Annotated in this window: 14 protein-coding genes; 10 read left to right on the forward strand and 4 right to left on the reverse strand. The window is 72.2% G+C overall.

Translation table 11 applies throughout. The features are described 5' to 3' along the window. Positions 1–84 precede the first annotated feature (84 nt). From ABZ855_RS35770 to ABZ855_RS35785, 4 genes are all read left to right on the forward strand, one after another. Positions 85–879 (forward strand): RNA polymerase sigma factor SigF, encoded by a 795-nt coding sequence (locus ABZ855_RS35770; RefSeq protein WP_360814039.1) that lies wholly within the window; start codon positions 85–87, stop codon positions 877–879. Positions 880–1,312: 433 nt separating this feature from the next. Beyond that, positions 1,313–2,017 (forward strand): hypothetical protein, encoded by a 705-nt coding sequence (locus ABZ855_RS35775; RefSeq protein ID WP_360814041.1) that lies wholly within the window; start codon positions 1,313–1,315, stop codon positions 2,015–2,017. 130 nt (positions 2,018–2,147) lie between these two features. Next, entirely contained in the window at positions 2,148–3,395 is a 1,248-nt protein-coding gene (locus ABZ855_RS35780; protein WP_360814043.1) for an aminotransferase class I/II-fold pyridoxal phosphate-dependent enzyme, read from the forward strand. Continuing rightward, positions 3,392–4,435, forward strand: coding sequence for an MBL fold metallo-hydrolase (locus ABZ855_RS35785; protein WP_360814045.1), 1,044 nt, complete (start codon positions 3,392–3,394; stop codon positions 4,433–4,435). The genes ABZ855_RS35780 and ABZ855_RS35785 overlap by 4 nt, the downstream gene beginning before the upstream one ends. 48 nt (positions 4,436–4,483) lie before the next feature. Here the strand turns inward: ABZ855_RS35785 and ABZ855_RS35790 are convergent, their stop codons facing one another. Further along, a complete protein-coding gene (locus ABZ855_RS35790) occupies positions 4,484–5,110 on the reverse strand; it encodes a VTT domain-containing protein (RefSeq protein WP_360814164.1) in 627 nt (208 codons plus the stop codon). After that, complete coding sequence (locus tag ABZ855_RS35795; protein WP_360814047.1) at positions 5,110–5,886, reverse strand: MBL fold metallo-hydrolase; 777 nt, start codon at positions 5,884–5,886, stop codon at positions 5,110–5,112. Before ABZ855_RS35795 ends, ABZ855_RS35790 begins: the two co-directional genes overlap by 1 nt. Positions 5,887–6,007: 121 nt before the next feature. Here ABZ855_RS35795 and ABZ855_RS35800 point away from each other — a divergent pair, with 121 nt between their 5' ends. The 6 genes from ABZ855_RS35800 (at position 6,008) to dnaK (ending at position 14,139) form a co-directional block, all read left to right on the forward strand. Continuing rightward, on the forward strand, positions 6,008–6,442 hold the full coding sequence (locus tag ABZ855_RS35800) for a hypothetical protein (RefSeq protein ID WP_360814049.1): 435 nt from the start codon (positions 6,008–6,010) through the stop codon (positions 6,440–6,442). Between the two features lie 82 nt (positions 6,443–6,524). Beyond that, positions 6,525–8,618, forward strand: coding sequence for an alkaline phosphatase family protein (locus ABZ855_RS35805; protein ID WP_360814051.1), 2,094 nt, complete (start codon positions 6,525–6,527; stop codon positions 8,616–8,618). Positions 8,619–8,741: 123 nt separating this feature from the next. Beyond that, positions 8,742–9,803 (forward strand): MoxR family ATPase, encoded by a 1,062-nt coding sequence (locus ABZ855_RS35810; RefSeq protein ID WP_319200932.1) that lies wholly within the window; start codon positions 8,742–8,744, stop codon positions 9,801–9,803. Then, entirely contained in the window at positions 9,800–11,602 is a 1,803-nt protein-coding gene (locus tag ABZ855_RS35815; RefSeq protein ID WP_360814054.1) for a hypothetical protein, read from the forward strand. Before ABZ855_RS35810 ends, ABZ855_RS35815 begins: the two co-directional genes overlap by 4 nt. Before the next feature lie 85 nt (positions 11,603–11,687). Continuing rightward, the gene (locus tag ABZ855_RS35820) at positions 11,688–12,116 is read left to right on the forward strand and encodes an OsmC family protein (RefSeq protein WP_319200936.1); all 429 of its coding nucleotides are present in this window, start codon (positions 11,688–11,690) and stop codon (positions 12,114–12,116) included. Between the two features lie 154 nt (positions 12,117–12,270). After that, positions 12,271–14,139 carry a molecular chaperone DnaK gene (gene dnaK / locus ABZ855_RS35825; protein WP_360814056.1) on the forward strand — a complete coding sequence of 623 codons (1,869 nt, stop codon included), beginning with the start codon at positions 12,271–12,273 and terminating at the stop codon, positions 14,137–14,139. Positions 14,140–14,244: 105 nt separating this feature from the next. On the opposite strand, the gene ABZ855_RS35830 is transcribed toward dnaK, so the two are convergent. Then, positions 14,245–15,060, reverse strand: a complete 816-nt coding sequence (locus ABZ855_RS35830; RefSeq protein WP_360814058.1) for an SAM-dependent methyltransferase — start codon at positions 15,058–15,060, stop codon at positions 14,245–14,247. A gap of 69 nt (positions 15,061–15,129) precedes the next feature. Continuing rightward, complete coding sequence (locus ABZ855_RS35835; RefSeq protein WP_360814060.1) at positions 15,130–15,993, reverse strand: helix-turn-helix transcriptional regulator; 864 nt, start codon at positions 15,991–15,993, stop codon at positions 15,130–15,132. Positions 15,994–16,025: the final 32 nt, after the last annotated feature.

The following is a 16,025-nucleotide window of genomic DNA, read 5'->3' on the forward strand; positions in this document are numbered from 1 at the left end:
ACCCGGGTGTGTCTGTCCGGATGGGACGCGCCCTCCCGCGGTGACCCGTCCACCCCAAGCACTCCAAGGGAGTTGCGACGCACCATGCGAACTCAGACGAGTCCGAAGCGCCACCCCCACGACGACGCCCCCGACACCGCGGAAGCGTTCCGCAGGCTCGCCGCGCTTCCGCCGGGCCAGCAGCGCGACACCCTGCGGGCGAAGATCGTCGAGGCCTGGCTGCCCATGGCGGACCGGCTCGCGGGCCGCTTCCGGAGCCGCGGCGAGAGTCTGGACGACCTGCGCCAGGTCGCCGCGCTCGGCCTGGTCAAGGCCGTGGACCGCTACGACCCCGAACTCGGCAACGCCTTCGAGAGCTACGCCGTCCCGACGGTCACCGGTGAGATCAAGCGCCATTTCCGTGACCACATGTGGACCCTGCACGTGCCGCGCCGGGTCCAGGACCTGCGCAACCGCGTACGGTTCGCCTCCCAGGACCTGTCGCAGACCATCTCCGGCCGCAGGCCCACCGTCGCCGAGATCGCCGAGCACGCCAACATGACCGAGGAGGACGTCAAGGTCGGCCTGGAGGCACTGGAGAGCTTCACCGCTCTCTCCCTCGACGCCGAACTTCCGGGCAGCGAGGACGGATACTCCCTCAGCGACGCACTCGGCGCGGCCGACCCGGCCCTCGACACCGTCATCGACCGCGAGGCCGTCAAGCCGAAGCTGCAGGCGCTGCCCGAGCGCGAACGGGCCATCCTCTACATGCGGTTCTTCGGCGACATGACCCAGAGCCGTATCGCCGAGCAGCTCGGTATCTCCCAGATGCACGTCTCCCGTCTGATCAGCCGCTCCTGCAACCGACTGCGGGACCAGGTCATGAAGGACGCCGCCTAGCCGACCGGGTGGGTAATCCTCCGCCATCGAGAACGCCGGCCGGGCCCCGCCGCGGAACAGGGTGACCGAGAGCGGTGGTGCGGGACGGGGGCAGCCCGCTCGGCCACCGTGCGCTCGTCGGGGCGGAAGCGGAAACCGGCCCGGTCGGCGTGCCCGAGCGGGCCCGCCGGCGGGCGGCCCGTCGTGTTTCCCGCACGGGTGCCGGTGAACACGGGAGCCGCGGAGTTCAGCCGACGCACCACCGTCTCGCGATCCGTCGACGCCGGGGCAGGACCGGTGGGCCCCACGGGACCGCCAGGTCGCCGTCACCCGCTCGGGTGTGCCCGTCCCGCTAATGGGGTCCGGCCGCGCGCGTCGTGGCGTCGGGCGGGCTGTCATGGGGGCGGGGCACCACCCGACGTGCTCCGCAGTCCTCGCTCGAAGGAGCCCAGTCATGCGCCGCACCGCCCGTGTCCTGTCCGTCGCCGCCCTGGCCGGTGTCGCCCTGGGTGCCGCCGCCTCGGCCGGGGCGGCGGACGCCGCCGGGGAGGTCAGCCCGGGTACCGTCGGCCCCGGCGGCACCGTCACCGTCTCCGTGGCCTGCGAGGCGACCGGCGGGACTCCGCCCGCGTCCATCGACGCGCACTCCCTGGGCTTCGAGCAGGGCACCGTCCAACTCCAGCAGGTCCCCGGCAACGGCGACCAGGTGACCGGCCCCGCCTACAGCGGCACCGCGAAGATCGCGCCCGCCGCCAGCTTCGAGGGCGACCAGAACGCCGGCTCCCCGGCCTCCGAATGGTCCGCCGACGGCACGTGTCCCGGGCAGGCCGGCGCCGAGGGCAAGGCGTGGAAGGCGACGTTCACGGTGACCCGCGACGGCACCGGCCCCGGCAGCGACGCCGGCAGCTGCGGCACCGGCTCCCACAGCGGTGACTGGCAGAGCAGTGACCTGCAGGACCTGACCTCCTGCCCCACGCACTCGTCCACGCACGCCCCCCTGCCCACGCCCGCCCCGGTGCAGCGCGGGGTGGAGGCCGGGCAGGGCGGCGCCTTCACCGACTCGGTGCCCGCACTGGTCGCCGGGGGAGTGCTGATCGCGGGTGCGGCCGGGGCCGCCGTACACCGGGTGCGCCGTGGAGGGACGTCCACGCGGCGCTGACCCAGGGCGCGGCCCCGCCCGGCGGAAAGCAACCCCGATCCGCCCCCATGGGTCCCTGTGACCGTGGGTACTCGAACTCACAGGCAGGCACAGGCACCACACCGGACCCAGCAACCGCGCGGAGGTACGCATGCGGCGGACGGACACCCAGGGGCACGGCCCCGTCCGCTACGGCCCGCCGTTCCCCGACGACGCACTCCCCGTACTGCCCGAACTCGCCGCCGCGCTCGCCGCCGCGGCCACCCGCCCCGACGCCCGGCCGACCGGCGGCGACCCCGCCCTCCTCGACGCGGCCGGCGGCTACTGGGCCCGGCGCGGACTGCCCGCCGAGCCCGACCGGCTCGTGGCCGCGCCCGGCAACCCCGCCCTGCTGCACGCGCTGACCGCCGCGATCGGCGGCGACGTCCTGGTGCCCCGGCCCTGCGCGAGCTGGTGGGCGCCCCAGGTACGGGCGTTGGGCAGATCCGTGTTCCATGTGGGCACGCCCGCCGACTGCGGAGGCGTGCCGGACCCGTACGCCCTGCTGGAGACCGTGCGCAGGGTGCGCGCCGAGGGCGGGGACCCCCGGCTGCTCGTGCTGTCCGTGGCGGACGACCCGACCGCCACCGTCGCACCGCCCGAACTCCTGCACGAGACCGTGGAGGCGGCCGCCGGGGAGGGACTCCACCTGGTCAGCGACGAGACCTGGCGCGACACCCTGCACAGGCCGCAGGAAACCGTGCTGCTCAGCCCGGCCGAGATGCTGCCGGACCAGGTCACCGTCGTCACCGACCTGCGCGGCGCGCTGCTGCCGCCCGGCTGGCCCGCCGCCCTCGCCCGCTTCCCCGCGAACGCCTTCGGCGACGCCCTACGCGCGCGCGTGCTCGACGTACTCACCGCGCTCGGCGCCCGGATCGCCGAACCGGTCGCCGTCGCCGCGGGCTACGCGCTCGGCGAGCCCGAGCCCGTCACCCAGCGGCTCACCGCCGCCGTACGGCTGCACGCGCGCGTGGCGACCTCCGCGCACGCCGTGGTCGTCGCCGCGGGCTGTCTGGCCCTGCCACCGAGGTCGGGCCGCCATCTGTACGTCGATCTCGGCCCCCTGCGGACCGCGTTCGGCGCCCATGGCGTCGGTGACGCCCAGGAACTGGAGGAGTACCTCACCGCCCGGCTCGGGATGCCCGCGCCGGGCGGTCACCGGTTCGGGGACGACCTCGCCGCACTGCGCGTCCGGCTGGCCACCGGCGCCCTGCTCGGCGACACGCCCGAGGAGCGGGCGCAGTCGCTCATGTCACCCGAACCCCTGGAACTGCCACACGTGCAACGCGCGTTGACCCTGATGGGATCGATCTTCGACGATCTCTGTGACGACGCTCAGCGACGGGAGCCTCCTCGATGACGCAACAGTCCGAGTCGACCACGACGAGCACCGGCCCCGATCCCTACCCGGACCCCGACCCCGGCGTCAGCGTCACGACCGAGATGCTTCGGCCGCCGCACCGGTCCCGGGTCTGGCCCCGGTCCTTCGCCGACCGGCTGACCGCCCCGCTGCCCGGCCTCAGCGGCATGGCCAGATTCGCCCGCGAGGGCGCCGTACGACCGACCCCGGAAGGCCTCGCCGACATCCCGAGGCTGCCCTTCGCCCCCGGCCCGCTGCCCCGCGTGGACACCAGGACGGTCGCCGTCTCCTGGGCGGGACACGCCAGTTGGGTGGTCAGGATCGGCGGGCTCACCGTCCTCACCGACCCGGTCTGGTCCCGCCGCATCCTCGGTACGCCGGCCCGGATCACCCCCGTGGGCATCGCCTGGAGCGCGCTGCCGCGCGTCGACGCCGTCGTCATCAGCCACAACCACTACGACCACCTGGACGCCCCGACACTGCGCCGACTCCCGCGCGACACCCCGGTGTTCGTGCCGGCGGGGCTCGGCCGCTGGTTCAGGCGCCGCCGGTTCACCCACATCACCGAGCTGGACTGGTGGGAGACGGCCGAACTGGCCGGCGTCCGCTTCGACTTCGTACCGGCCCACCACTGGTCCAAGCGCGGCCTCACCGACACCTGCCGCACCCTCTGGGGCGGCTGGGTGCTCACCGACCTGGACGGGCAGCGCGTCTACTTCGCGGGCGACACCGGCTACGGCCACTGGTTCAGCCGTATCGGGCAGCGCTACCCGGGTATCGACCTCGCGCTGCTGCCGATCGGCGCGTACAACCCCCGCTGGTGGCTGAGCGACGTCCACTGCGACCCGGAGGAGGCGGTCCAGGCCGCCATCGATGTCGGCGCGCGCAGGATGGCGCCCATGCACTGGGCGACCTTCGTCCTGTCCGCCGAACCGGTCCTCGAACCCCTGACCCGCGTCCAGGCCGCCTGGCAGAAGGCCGGCCTGCCCCGCCAGGACCTGTGGGACCTGCCGGTCGGAGGCTCACGGGTACTGCCCTGACCGGCAGGCCCGCGCGCCGCACCGACGGGCGCGGAGCGGCCCGCCCGCTCAGGCCGCTCCGCGGACCCCGCGTACCCGGCGCCACACACTCGGTGCCGCGCTGATCGTCAGGGTCAGCACCACCGCCGCCAGCACGCCCTGCCAGGGCTCGTCGAAGAGGGAGCCGCCCAGGACGCCGATCAGCTGGTACGTGGCCGCCCAGGCGAGGCAGGCCGGGACGTCGCCGCGGGCGAAGCGGCGTACCGGCCACTTCGCCATCAGACAGGCCAGCATCACCGGGATTCGGCCCGCCGGCACCAGCCGGGACAGCACCAGCACCGCCACCCCGTGCTCGCTCAGCTTCTCCTGAGCCTGTGCGAGCCGGTCCTCGGGAGCCCGGTTGCGGATCGCGGCCAGCCAGCGCGAGCCGTTCTTCGAGCCCATCCCGCGCCGGCCCAGCCAGTACAGCGCGATGTCGCCGAGAAACGCGGCCAGCGAGGCCACCACGAACACCAGGACCATCGCGAGCGGCGTGCGCTGGTGAAAGGCGACCACCGCCGCCGAACTCACCAGCGCCCCCGTCGGCACCACCGGCACCAGCGCCCCGACCATCACCAGCAGAAACAGCGTCGGATAGCCGATCGCCTGCCCCGCCGACCCCTGCCCCGGGGCCGCCGCGGCGGCCAGCTCCACGATCACCGCGCGGCCTTCAGGCGCACGCTCTCCCCGTGGCCCAGCCGGTACACGTCGACCTCCGGCGCGCGCTCCGCCGCGAGCCGGACGAACTCCTCACCCGGCGCATGGAACTCATGGGGGCGCACGGCGTCCATCCCGATCGGCCAGTACGTGCCGTAGTGCACCGGCACCGCGCAGTGCGGCGCCAGCCGGGCCAGCGCCTCGGCGGCCCGCTCCGCGTTCAGATGCCCCTCGCCGAGATACGGCCCCCACCCGCCCACCGGCAGCAGCGCCGCGTCGACCGGCCCGACCTCCGCCGCCATCGACGCGAACAGGCCCGTGTCCCCGGCGAAATACGTCCGCGCCTCGCCCTCGATCACATAGCCGAGCGCGGGAGCCCGCTGCGGTCCGAAATTCAGCCGCCGCCCGTCGTGCCGCGCGGACACCGCCCGTACGACCAGGTCACCGACCTCCGTACGGTCCCCGGCGGCCATCTCCGTGATCCGGAGATGCGCCAGCCGGCGCGACAGACCCGGCACCGCCTTCGGAGCGCCCCGGGGCACGATCAGGCGCACGCCCGGCGCGAGGCGCGCGAGGGAGGGCACATGGAGGTGATCGGAGTGCAGATGCGAAACGAGCGCCACGTCCGCGCTCCATGCGCCGGGGGGCGGCAACTCGCCCCGCCGACGGCGCAGATGGGCAAGCCGGCGCACGAACAGGGGGTCGGTGAGCACGCGTACGCCCGAGTCCTCGACCGTACAGGTGGCGTGCCCCCACCACGTGATCTCCACCGGCACCCCTTTGCCTCCTTCGCGCGACTCCCCGAAGCCTACGGGCAGGAGTAGGGTCGGCGGGAAACCCGGGGCGAGTGGGGAAACCCTGAGGTGAACGGGGAAGCCCGGAGCTTAGGGGGACGCCATGGGACACGCGCACGCCGCCGTCGGCCTGCCCGGTCCGATACCGCGGGTCACCGCGATCGCCAGCCTGACACCGCTCGAGGAACTCGACGAGGAGCCGTTCCTCGTCGACTCCCGCAGCCAGTACGCGATGTGCGCCCGCTGGGCCGCCGAACGCGGCTACGTCGTCACCCGGGAGCTGCTCGTCCGCGGTCTGCGCCCCGACCACTGCGCCCTCTGGGACGGCGTGGAAGCGGGCCTCGACCTGTTCGTGGCACCCAGCCAGCGGGTCCTGGAGCAGGCGCTGACCTCGGTCGACGAGTTCACCGCCGAGTGCGCCCGGCGCGGGGTGCGGGTGGAGACGGTGGGCCGCGCGGAACCGTCGTACGACGCCCAGATGAAGGCCCGGGTCCACCGCAGGCTGTCCATGCCGACCGCCGGCTACGACGGCCGGTGAAACAGGGCACGCCGGACGTGGCTCGACCGTTGTGACAGGGTGGGCGCAGGCCGGCCGCGGGGGCCGGGCCGGGACGTGAGGTGTGCGGGACGTGGGTGCGGTGCGTTGGCGGCCGATCGCCAGCCAGATCGGGCGGAGCGTCGCGGTGTGGGCGGTGTCGACGCTCACGATGCTGGCGCTCGCCGGCCTCCTGCCGGACTTCCGGATCCGCTCCGGTGACGGCGACAGCGCCACCCGGATCGCGGTCACCGCGGCCTTCGGGGCCGGCGCGTTCGGTCTGCTGTCGGCCCTGGTCTGGCCGGTGCTGGTGCGGCTGCTGCTGCTCGTGCCCGCCCTCGTCCTCGGCCTGCTGGTCTTCTTCCTGAACGGCGCGCTGCTGCTCGTCGCCCTGCGGCTGACCCCGGCCGACCGCCCCGAGGCGGCCCCGGAGACGGCGGTGGTGGTCGCCGCGGTGATGTCCGCCGTGGCCTCCGCGACGGGCGCGGCACTGGCCGTACGGGACGACGACGCGTATCGAAGACGGCTCTACCGGCTCGCCGACCGACGCGGAACCGCAAGGCCGTTCGACGGCCCCACGACACCCGGCATGGTGTTCCTGCAGCTCGACGGCGTCGGCCACGACGTCCTCGTACGCGCCGTGGAGAAGGGGCTGATGCCGACCGTCGCGGGCTGGCTGGGCGCGAGCCACCGGCTCACCCCCTGGCGCACCGACTGGTCCAGCCAGACCGGCGCGAGCCAGCTGGGCATCCTGCACGGCACCAACCACGACATCCCGGCCTTCCGCTGGTACGAGAAGAGCTCCGGGGAGGTCATGGTGTGCAACCGGCCCACCAGCGCCGCCGAACTCCAGCGCCGGGCCGTCGAACACACCGGCGACGGCGGGCTGCTCACCGTCGACGGGGCCAGCCGCGGCAACCTCTTCAGCGGCGGCGCCGACGAGCAGGCCCTCGTGCTGTCCATCGCGACCCGCCGCCGCCGCCGGGAGAACCGTTCCCGCGCCGGCTACTTCGCCTACTTCTCCGACCCCGCCAACGCCGTCCGCACCGCCCTGTCCTTCGTCGCCGAGGTGGGCCGCGAGATCGGTCAGTCCACGACGGCCAGGATGCGCAAACGACGTCCGCGCGTGGCACGCGGCGGGCTCTACCCGTTCATCCGCGCGTTCGCGACCGTCGTGGAACGGGACGTGGTCGTCGCCGCCGTGATGGGCGACATGCTCGCCGGGCGCACCGCCGTCTACGCCGACCTGGTCGCCTACGACGAGGTCGCCCACCACTCCGGGCCGCACAGCCGGGACGTGGAGAAGGTCCTCCAGCGCCTCGACCGCGCCGTGGCGCTGATCGCGCAGGTCGCCGAACACGCCCCACGCCCCTACCGGATCGTCCTCCTCTCCGACCACGGGCAGAGCCCGGGCGAGACCTTCCGGGGACGGTACGGGCTCGGCCTCGGCGACCTGGTCCGGGCCGGCTGCGGTCTGCCCGTACCGCGCAGGGCGGAGCGCACCCACAGCGGGGCCGAGGCACGTGCCGCCGTGCGCGCGGCGCTGCGCCGGCCCGTCGAGGAGAACGGCGGCCGGCACGTGCCCCCGGGCCGCCACTCCGAACCGCTGGTGCTCGCCTCCGGGAACCTCGGGCTCATCTCCTTCCCGGACGTGCACCACCGTATGACCAAGGAGGAGATCGACGCCCGCCATCCCGCGCTGCTGACCACCCTCGCCAACCATCCCGGCGTGGGCTTCGTCCTCGTCGCCAGCGAGGAGCACGGCGGGCTGGTGCTGGGCGCGCACGGCGCACAGATTCCGGTGGCCGCGCTGGACGAACCGGGCGACGAACACCTCGGCCCGCTGGCCGACTTCGGGCCCGGCGCGGCGGGCGCGGTGCGCCGTACGCACTCCTTTCCGCACACCGCCGACATCATGGTCAACTCCTGGTACGACCCCGCCGAGGGGGAGGTGCTCGCCTTCGAGGAGCAGATCGGCTCGCACGGCGGCCTCGGAGGCGCCCAGGGCAGACCCTTCCTGCTGGCACCGGTCGCGCTGTCCGCGGCGGCCGGCGAGGGGGAGGAACTCGTCGGCGCCGAGCACATCCACCGCGTACTGCGCCGCTGGCTGCGCGAGTGCAACGGGCCGCAGGTGCCGCTGAACGTCCCCGAGGACCCTTCGGGCCGGCGGGTCGCCTAGGCGCCGTTGTACCGCGGGCCCCGCCGAAAATCGGCTGCGCTCCCGGGCACGCGTACCCACACTGTTCGTACCGGACCCCGCGCCTTCGCGCGTCCGTTCTCTACGAACCCCTGGAGTACCTGCGTGCAGGCTGCCGTCACCGTCACCCCCGCCCGGATTCCGGAGCTGCTGCTCGGGCTCGCCACCGTGCGGCCCGTGTTCCTCTGGGGCGCCCCCGGCATCGGAAAGTCCTCCCTGGTAAGGGAGTTCGCCGAGTCACTGGGACTGGAGTGCGTGAGTCTGCTCGGTACGCAACTGGCGCCGGAGGACCTGATCGGCGTACCGCAGATCCGCGACGGGCGGTCCGTGTTCTGCCCGCCGGAGGCCATCGCCCGCGACGAGCCGTACTGCCTGTTCCTGGACGAGCTGAACGCGGCCACGCCGGACGTCCAGAAGGCGTTCTACTCGCTGATCCTCGACCGGCGCATCGGCAACTACGAGCTGCCGAAGGGCTCGATCGTGATCGGCGCCGGCAACCGCGCCACGGACAACGCCCTCGCCCGGCCCATCGCCTCCGCCCTCGTCAACCGGCTCGCCCACGTCCACCTGGAGGCCTCGCCGAAGGACTGGCTGGTCTGGGCGGCGAACAACGACATCCACCCGTGGGTCGTGGACCACCTCACCGACCGGCCCGACCACCTCTGGTCCAAGCCGCCGAAGACCGAGGAGCCCTTCTCCACGCCCCGCTCCTGGCACCTGCTCTCCGACGCCCTGCACTCCTTCGGGCCCGCGCTCGACGAGGAGACCCTGAAGGTGATCGCGCACGGCGCGCTGACCCCGACGCACGCCACCGCGTTCTGCGGATACGTCAAGATCGTGCGCAGCCGGTTCGGCATCGACGCCATCATCAAGGGCGACGCGCGCTGGCCCCACCGGATCGAGGACCGCGACCTGCTCTACTACCTCGCCGAGTCGTTCCGCGGCCGCCTCGTCAAGGAACTCCCCGCCAGCAAAGGGCACATGTCGCCGAACGGCAGGGAGGCCGCGTACCGCGCCAAGTCGCTGCTCGTGCAGCTAGCCGAGATCTCGGTGGAGGTCGCGCAGAGCGTCATCGCCTCCGACGCCGACGGCAACCCCCTGCTGCCGGCCTGGTTCCTGGTCGAGGCGGCGCGGGACATGCCGCGGCTGGTGGAGGCGCGCCGGTGAGCCGGGCGCACAAGCAGGCGCAGAAGAAGAAGGACCTCGCGCGGGTGGCGTTCGAGGCCGGGCTGTCCCTCGTCAACGCCAACCCGGCGCTCGGCTCGGTGGACTTCTGCATCTGCCGGGGCGAGGACTGCGTCCTCGCGCCCCGGGACGGACTGGTCCGCGTCGACTCGGACGGGGTCCTGCACGTCCACCAAAGCCGACTGGCCGAACCGGCCCAGTGGGCGTGGGCGGTCGCGCACGGTCTCATCCACCTCGGCTTCGGGCACGTCCCCGCGGCGAAGGGCGAGCGCGTCCAGCCCGACCGCTACGACATCGCCGCCCGCTGCGTCGTCGTCAACCGCTTCCTCCTCGGCTTCGCCGTCGGCACCGCCCCCGACCACCTCCCGCGCGCCTACCCCGACGGCGACGAGGAACAGCTCGCCGCCCGCTGGCGGCGCGCGGGCTCGGTCCCGGCCGCGTTCGAGACGTGCGGTACGGCGGGCGGCGAGCCCGACCAGTGGCTCGAACCGTACGACAAGAGGGCCCCGTCGGTGCCCGACTGGCAGCTCTCCTTCGCCTCCGCCCTCACCCGCACGATGGCGACGGCGATGGACATGGCGGCAGGGCGACGTGACTCCATGCAGGGCGACGCGATCCAACAACGGCCCTGGGAGAAGGCGTTGAGCTGGTTCGTCACCTCCTACCCCCTGCTCGGCGGGATCGCGGCCGGCATCAAACTCGTCGCCGACCTCGAACTGGTCCACGCCCACGGCATCTCCGTGGCCGCCGTGAACGCGGAGGCGGGCGAGATCTACATCAACCCGCTGCGTCAACTCGATGACGAGGAATGGCGGTTCGTCCTCGCCCACGAGATGCTGCACGCCGCCCTGCGCCACGGCGACCGCTGCGGCACCCGCGACCCGTACCTCTTCAACGTCGCCTGCGACTACGTCATCAACGGCTGGCTGACAGAGATGGACCTCGGCACGGCACCCGAAGGGCTGCTGTACGACGCCGAGTTGAAGGGCCTGTCGGCGGAGGAGGTGTACGACCGGATCGCGAAGGACCTGCGCCGAATGCGCCGGCTGTCCACCCTGCGCGGAAAGGGCGCCTGCGACGTCCTGGGCGCTCCGCTCGGCTCGCCCCGCGACTACGTCGACCTCGACGAGTTCTACCGGCGCGGCCTCGGCCAGGGCCTGAACCTGCACCAGCAGCACGAACGCGGGTACCTGCCGGGCGGACTGGTGGAGGAGATCCGCGCACTCAACCATCCGCCGCTGCCGTGGGACGCCCAACTCGCCCGCTGGTTCGACGAGTTCGTCCCCCGCCCGGAACCCGTACGGTCGTATGCGCGCCCTTCGCGCCGCCAGTCCTCCACCCCCGACATCCCGCGCGCGGGGCGGTACTTCCCGCCCGAGGAGATCGCCCGCTGCACGTTCGGGGTCGTGCTCGACACCTCCGGGTCCATGGACCGGGCGCTGCTCGGCAAGGCGCTGGGCGCGATCGCCTCGTACGCCGGCGCACGGGACGTACCGGCGGCGCGCGTCGTGTTCTGCGATGCCGCCCCGCACGACGCGGGCTATCTGCCCGTCACCGAGATCGCCGAGCGGGTCCGGGTGCACGGGCGCGGCGGGACCGTACTGCAGCCGGGCATCGACCTTTTGCACCGGGCCGACGACTTTCCGCCGGGGGCGCCCGTGTTGGTGATCACGGACGGCTGGTGCGACGTGCTGCGGGTACGGCGCGAGCACGCCTATCTGATTCCGCAGGGTGCGCGTCTGCCGTTCACCGCGCGGGGACCGGTCTTTAGGGTGCAGTGAACCGTAAGTGGGCCGGAGTGTGATCGGATGGGGGCAACGGGGATACACAACCCCGGCATCGGGACCGCACGCGAAAGGAAGAACCGTGGCTACCACGCGCTCTGCACACACCGTCTGGGAAGGCAACCTGCTGGAGGGCAGCGGTGTCGTCACCTTCGACTCCTCCGGGGCCATCGCCGAGCAGCCCGTGACGTGGGCCTCCCGCGCCCAGGACGCGAACGGCAAGACCAGCCCGGAGGAGCTGATCGCCGCCGCCCACTCCAGCTGCTTCTCGATGGCGTTCTCGCACGCCCTGGCCGGCGCCGGCACCCCGGCGACCAAGCTCCTGACCTCGGCCGACGTCGTCTTCCAGCCGGGTGAGGGCATCACCGGCATCCACCTCACCGTGGAGGGCACCGTGCCCGGCATCGACGAGGACGCCTTCGTCGCCGCCGCCGAGGACGCCAAGGCGAACTGCCCGGTCAGCAAGGCCCTGACCGGTACGACGATCACCCTGTCGGCGAAGCTCGCCTGACGTTCGCTCACATCCCTGCCGCGCACCTCGGTCCGAGGTGCGCGGCAGCGGCGTTTCCGGGGTATCTCAAAGGAGGGGCCCGGAGAAAGGATCGACGACAAGGCACTCAGTTCTGTGGTGGGGGCGGTAAGCGTCCTGGCGGAAGGGGACAGCTGTGGCACGTGCGGTCGGGATCGATCTGGGGACGACGAACTCGGTGGTGGCCGTGCTGGAGGGCGGTGACCCCACCGTCGTCGCGAACGCCGAGGGGGCGAGGACCACACCGTCCGTCGTGGCCTTCGCGAAGAACGGCGAGGTGCTCGTCGGCGAGGTCGCCAAGCGGCAGGCCGTGACCAACGTGGAGCGAACGGCCCGCTCCGCCAAGCGCCATATGGGCGACGGGGACTGGCGGTTCCCCGAACAGGGGTCCGTCGACGGCACCCGCTACCGCGCCCAGGAAATCTCCGCGCGCGTGCTGCAGAAGCTGAAGCGGGACGCGGAGGCGTATCTCGGCGAGGACGTCTCGGACGCGGTGATCACCGTGCCGGCCTACTTCGACGACTCCCAGCGGCAGGCCACCAAGGAGGCCGGGGAGATCGCCGGACTGAGGGTGCTGCGGATCATCAACGAACCGACCGCCGCCGCCCTCGCGTACGGCCTCGACCGGGGCGAGGAGCACACCGTGCTCGTCTTCGACCTGGGCGGCGGCACCTTCGACGTGTCCCTCCTCGAGATCGGCGACGGGGTCATCGAGGTCAAGGCGACCAACGGCGACACCCGGCTCGGCGGCGACGACTGGGACCAGAGGATCGTCGACCATCTCGTCAAACGCTTCAAGGGGCAGCAGGGCATCGACCTCGCGGCCGACAAGATGGCGCTGCAACGGCTGCGCGAGGGCGCCGAGAAGGCGAAGATCGAGCTGTCGAGCGCCTCCGAGACGAGCGTCAACCTGCCCTACATCACCGCCTCCGCCGAGGGACCGCTGCACCTCGAGGAGAAACTGACCCGCTCCCAGTTCCAGGAGCTCACCGCCGACTTGCTCGACCGCTGCAAGAAGCCCTTCAGCCAGGCGATCAAGGACGCCGGTGTGCAGCTCTCCGCGATCGACCGGGTGATCCTGGTCGGCGGCTCGACCCGGATGCCCGCCGTCACCGAACTCGTCAAGGAACTCACCGGGAAGGAGCCGCACAAGGGTGTCAACCCGGACGAGGTGGTCGCGCTGGGCGCCACCCTCCAGGCGGGCGTCATCCGCGGCGACGTGAAGGACGTCCTGCTGCTCGACGTCACCCCGCTGTCCCTCGGGATCGAGACCAAGGGCGGCATCATGACCAAGCTCATCGAGCGCAACACCACGATCCCCACCCGGCGTTCGGAGATCTTCACGACGGCCACCGACAACCAGCCCTCGGTCGGCATCCAGGTCTACCAGGGTGAACGCGAAATCGCCGCGTACAACAAGAAGTTGGGCGTCTTCGACCTCACCGGGCTGCCGCCGGCCCCGCGCGGGGTGCCGCAGATCGAGGTCGCCTTCGACATCGACGCCAACGGGATCATGCATGTCTCGGCGAAGGATCTGGCCACCGGCCGGGAACAGAAGATGACCGTCACCGGCGGGTCAGCGCTTCCCAAGGACGACATCGACCGCCTGATGCGCGAGGCCGAGCAGTACGCCGACGAGGACCGGCGCCGCCGGGAGGCGGCGGAGACGCGGAACCAGGCCGAGCAACTCGTGTATCAGACCGAGAAGTTCGTGCGGGAGAACGAGGAACGGGTGCCGGCGGAGGCCAAGTCGGAGGTTGCCTCGGCTGTTGCCGAGGTGAAGGGGTTGTTGTCCCAGGAGACCGACGTCAGCGTGTTGCGGGCGGGGGTGGAGAAGCTGGCGACTGTCAGTCAGCGGATGGGGCAGGCGATGTACGCGCAGGCTCAGCAGGAACCGTCGCCTCAGGAAGCTTCTGCTGAGGAGGAGGGGGTTGTGGATGCGGAGATTGTTGATGACGAGCGGGAAGGGGAGGGGGGTGGGGGCGGGAAGGGGGCGGGGGTGTAGGTGCGTTGCGGGGTGCGGGTGTGTTGTGGCTTGTCGCGCCCCGTGGCGGAGCCACAGATCGGCAGAGCCCCGCGCCCCTGAAAGAAGGGCGCGGAGCGCCCTCTTTCAGGGCTTGCGGGCTACGCCTGCGTAGACCGGGACTATTCCCTCTGCCTGCGCTGCTACGTCCTCCGGGTCCGGGCGCCAGCCGTATACCGGGATCACGCCCGGGCCCAGGAGTTCCAGGCCGTCGAAGAAGCGGTGGAAGTCGGGGAGCGTGCGGGGGTAGAACGGGGTACCGCTGCGCCGGAAGTGTTCGGCCGCCTTGGTGATGGCCTCGGGGCTGAGGTCCGGGGTGACCTGGGAGAGGATCAGATAGCTGCCCGGGGCGAGCGCGTCGACGTACTTCTTCAGCAGGCCGTGCACGTCGTCGCCGTCGGTGTCGTCGCCGAGATAGTGGGTCAGCGCGACCAGCGACAGCGCGACGGGCCGTGTGAAGTCGAGGGACTCGCCGGCCAGGCGCAGGATCGTCTCGGGGTCGCGGGCGTCGGCGTGCACATAGTCGGTCGTGCCCTCGGCCGTGCCGTGCAGCAGGGCCTGGGCGTGCCGCAGGACGATCGGGTCGTTGTCCGCGTACACCACCTTGGACTCGGGGGCGACGCTCTGGGCCACCTGGTGCAGGTTCGGCTCGGTGGGGATGCCCGTGCCGATGTCGAGGAACTGGCGGATACCGGCCTCGGCGGCCGTACGCGTCGCCCGTTGCATGAACCGGCGGTTGGCCCGTGCGCCGCGCAGCACCGTGCCGTCCACGGCGAGGATTTTGCGGGCCAGTTCCTCGTCCACCGGGTAGTTGTCCTTGCCGCCGAGCCACCAGTCGTAGACCCGGGCGGGGTGGGGTCTGCTGGTGTCTATGCGGGTGGGCGCGCCCTCGGGTGCGGTCATGCGCTGTGTGCTCCTCAAGTCCCGTGCGTTCGTGGTGCGTTGGTGCGGTCGATGCGGTGGAGTCGCGGATCAGTAGCCGTCGCGGTACTCGGCGATGATCTCCTTGGTGCGCTGGGCGGACGCGGCACCCGCCGTCATGTGGTCCAGTACCTCCAGGTGCGAGGCGACCTCCCGGCGGGAGTCCAGATACAGCGCACCGGTCAGATACTCGGTGTAGACCATGTCGGGCAGTTCCGGCTCGGCGAAACGGAACAGCTCGAAGGGCGCGGACGTGCCCGGATGCGGGCCGTCCCTGAACTCGGCGACCTGGATGGTGACATGGCCGCTTTCCGACGCGTCGAGGAGCCGGTCCAGCTGGTCGCGCATGACCTTGCCGTCGATGCTCACGGGCCGCCGCAGCACCGTCTCGTCGACGATGACCCAGAGGTGGGGCGGGTGTTCGCGGGTGAGGAGCTTCTGCCGGGCCATGCGCAGCGACACATGCCGCTCGACGGCCTCGGGGCCCGTGTGCCCGATCGTCCCGGCCTCCATGACCGCCCGCGCGTACTCCGGGGTCTGCAACAGGCCGGGTACGAAGTGCGGTTCGTAGGAGCGGATCAGCCGGGCGGAACCCTCCAGGCTCACATGCAGACTGAACCAGTCCGGCAGGACGTCGGAGAAGCGCTGCCACCAGCCGGGCTCGTTCGCCTCCTCGGCCAGATCCACGAACGTGGCCACTTCGTCCTCGGGCACGCCGTACGCGGTCAACAGCACGTGTACGTACGGGATTTTGAGGGAGACCTCGGCCATTTCCATCCGCCGTACGGTCGCCGACGCCACGCGCAGAACCCGCGCGGCCTCCTCCCGCTTCAGCCCGGCCGCCTCGCGGAGCTCCTGGAGCCGTCTCCCGAGCACCACTTGGCCCACGGTGGGCGCAGCCCGCCGCTCACTCACGCCACGCCTCCCCTACGCGCCGAAGTATCGCG

This window comes from Streptomyces sp. NPDC047042 (assembly GCF_040644035.1).
GTDB lineage: Bacteria > Actinomycetota > Actinomycetes > Streptomycetales > Streptomycetaceae > Streptomyces.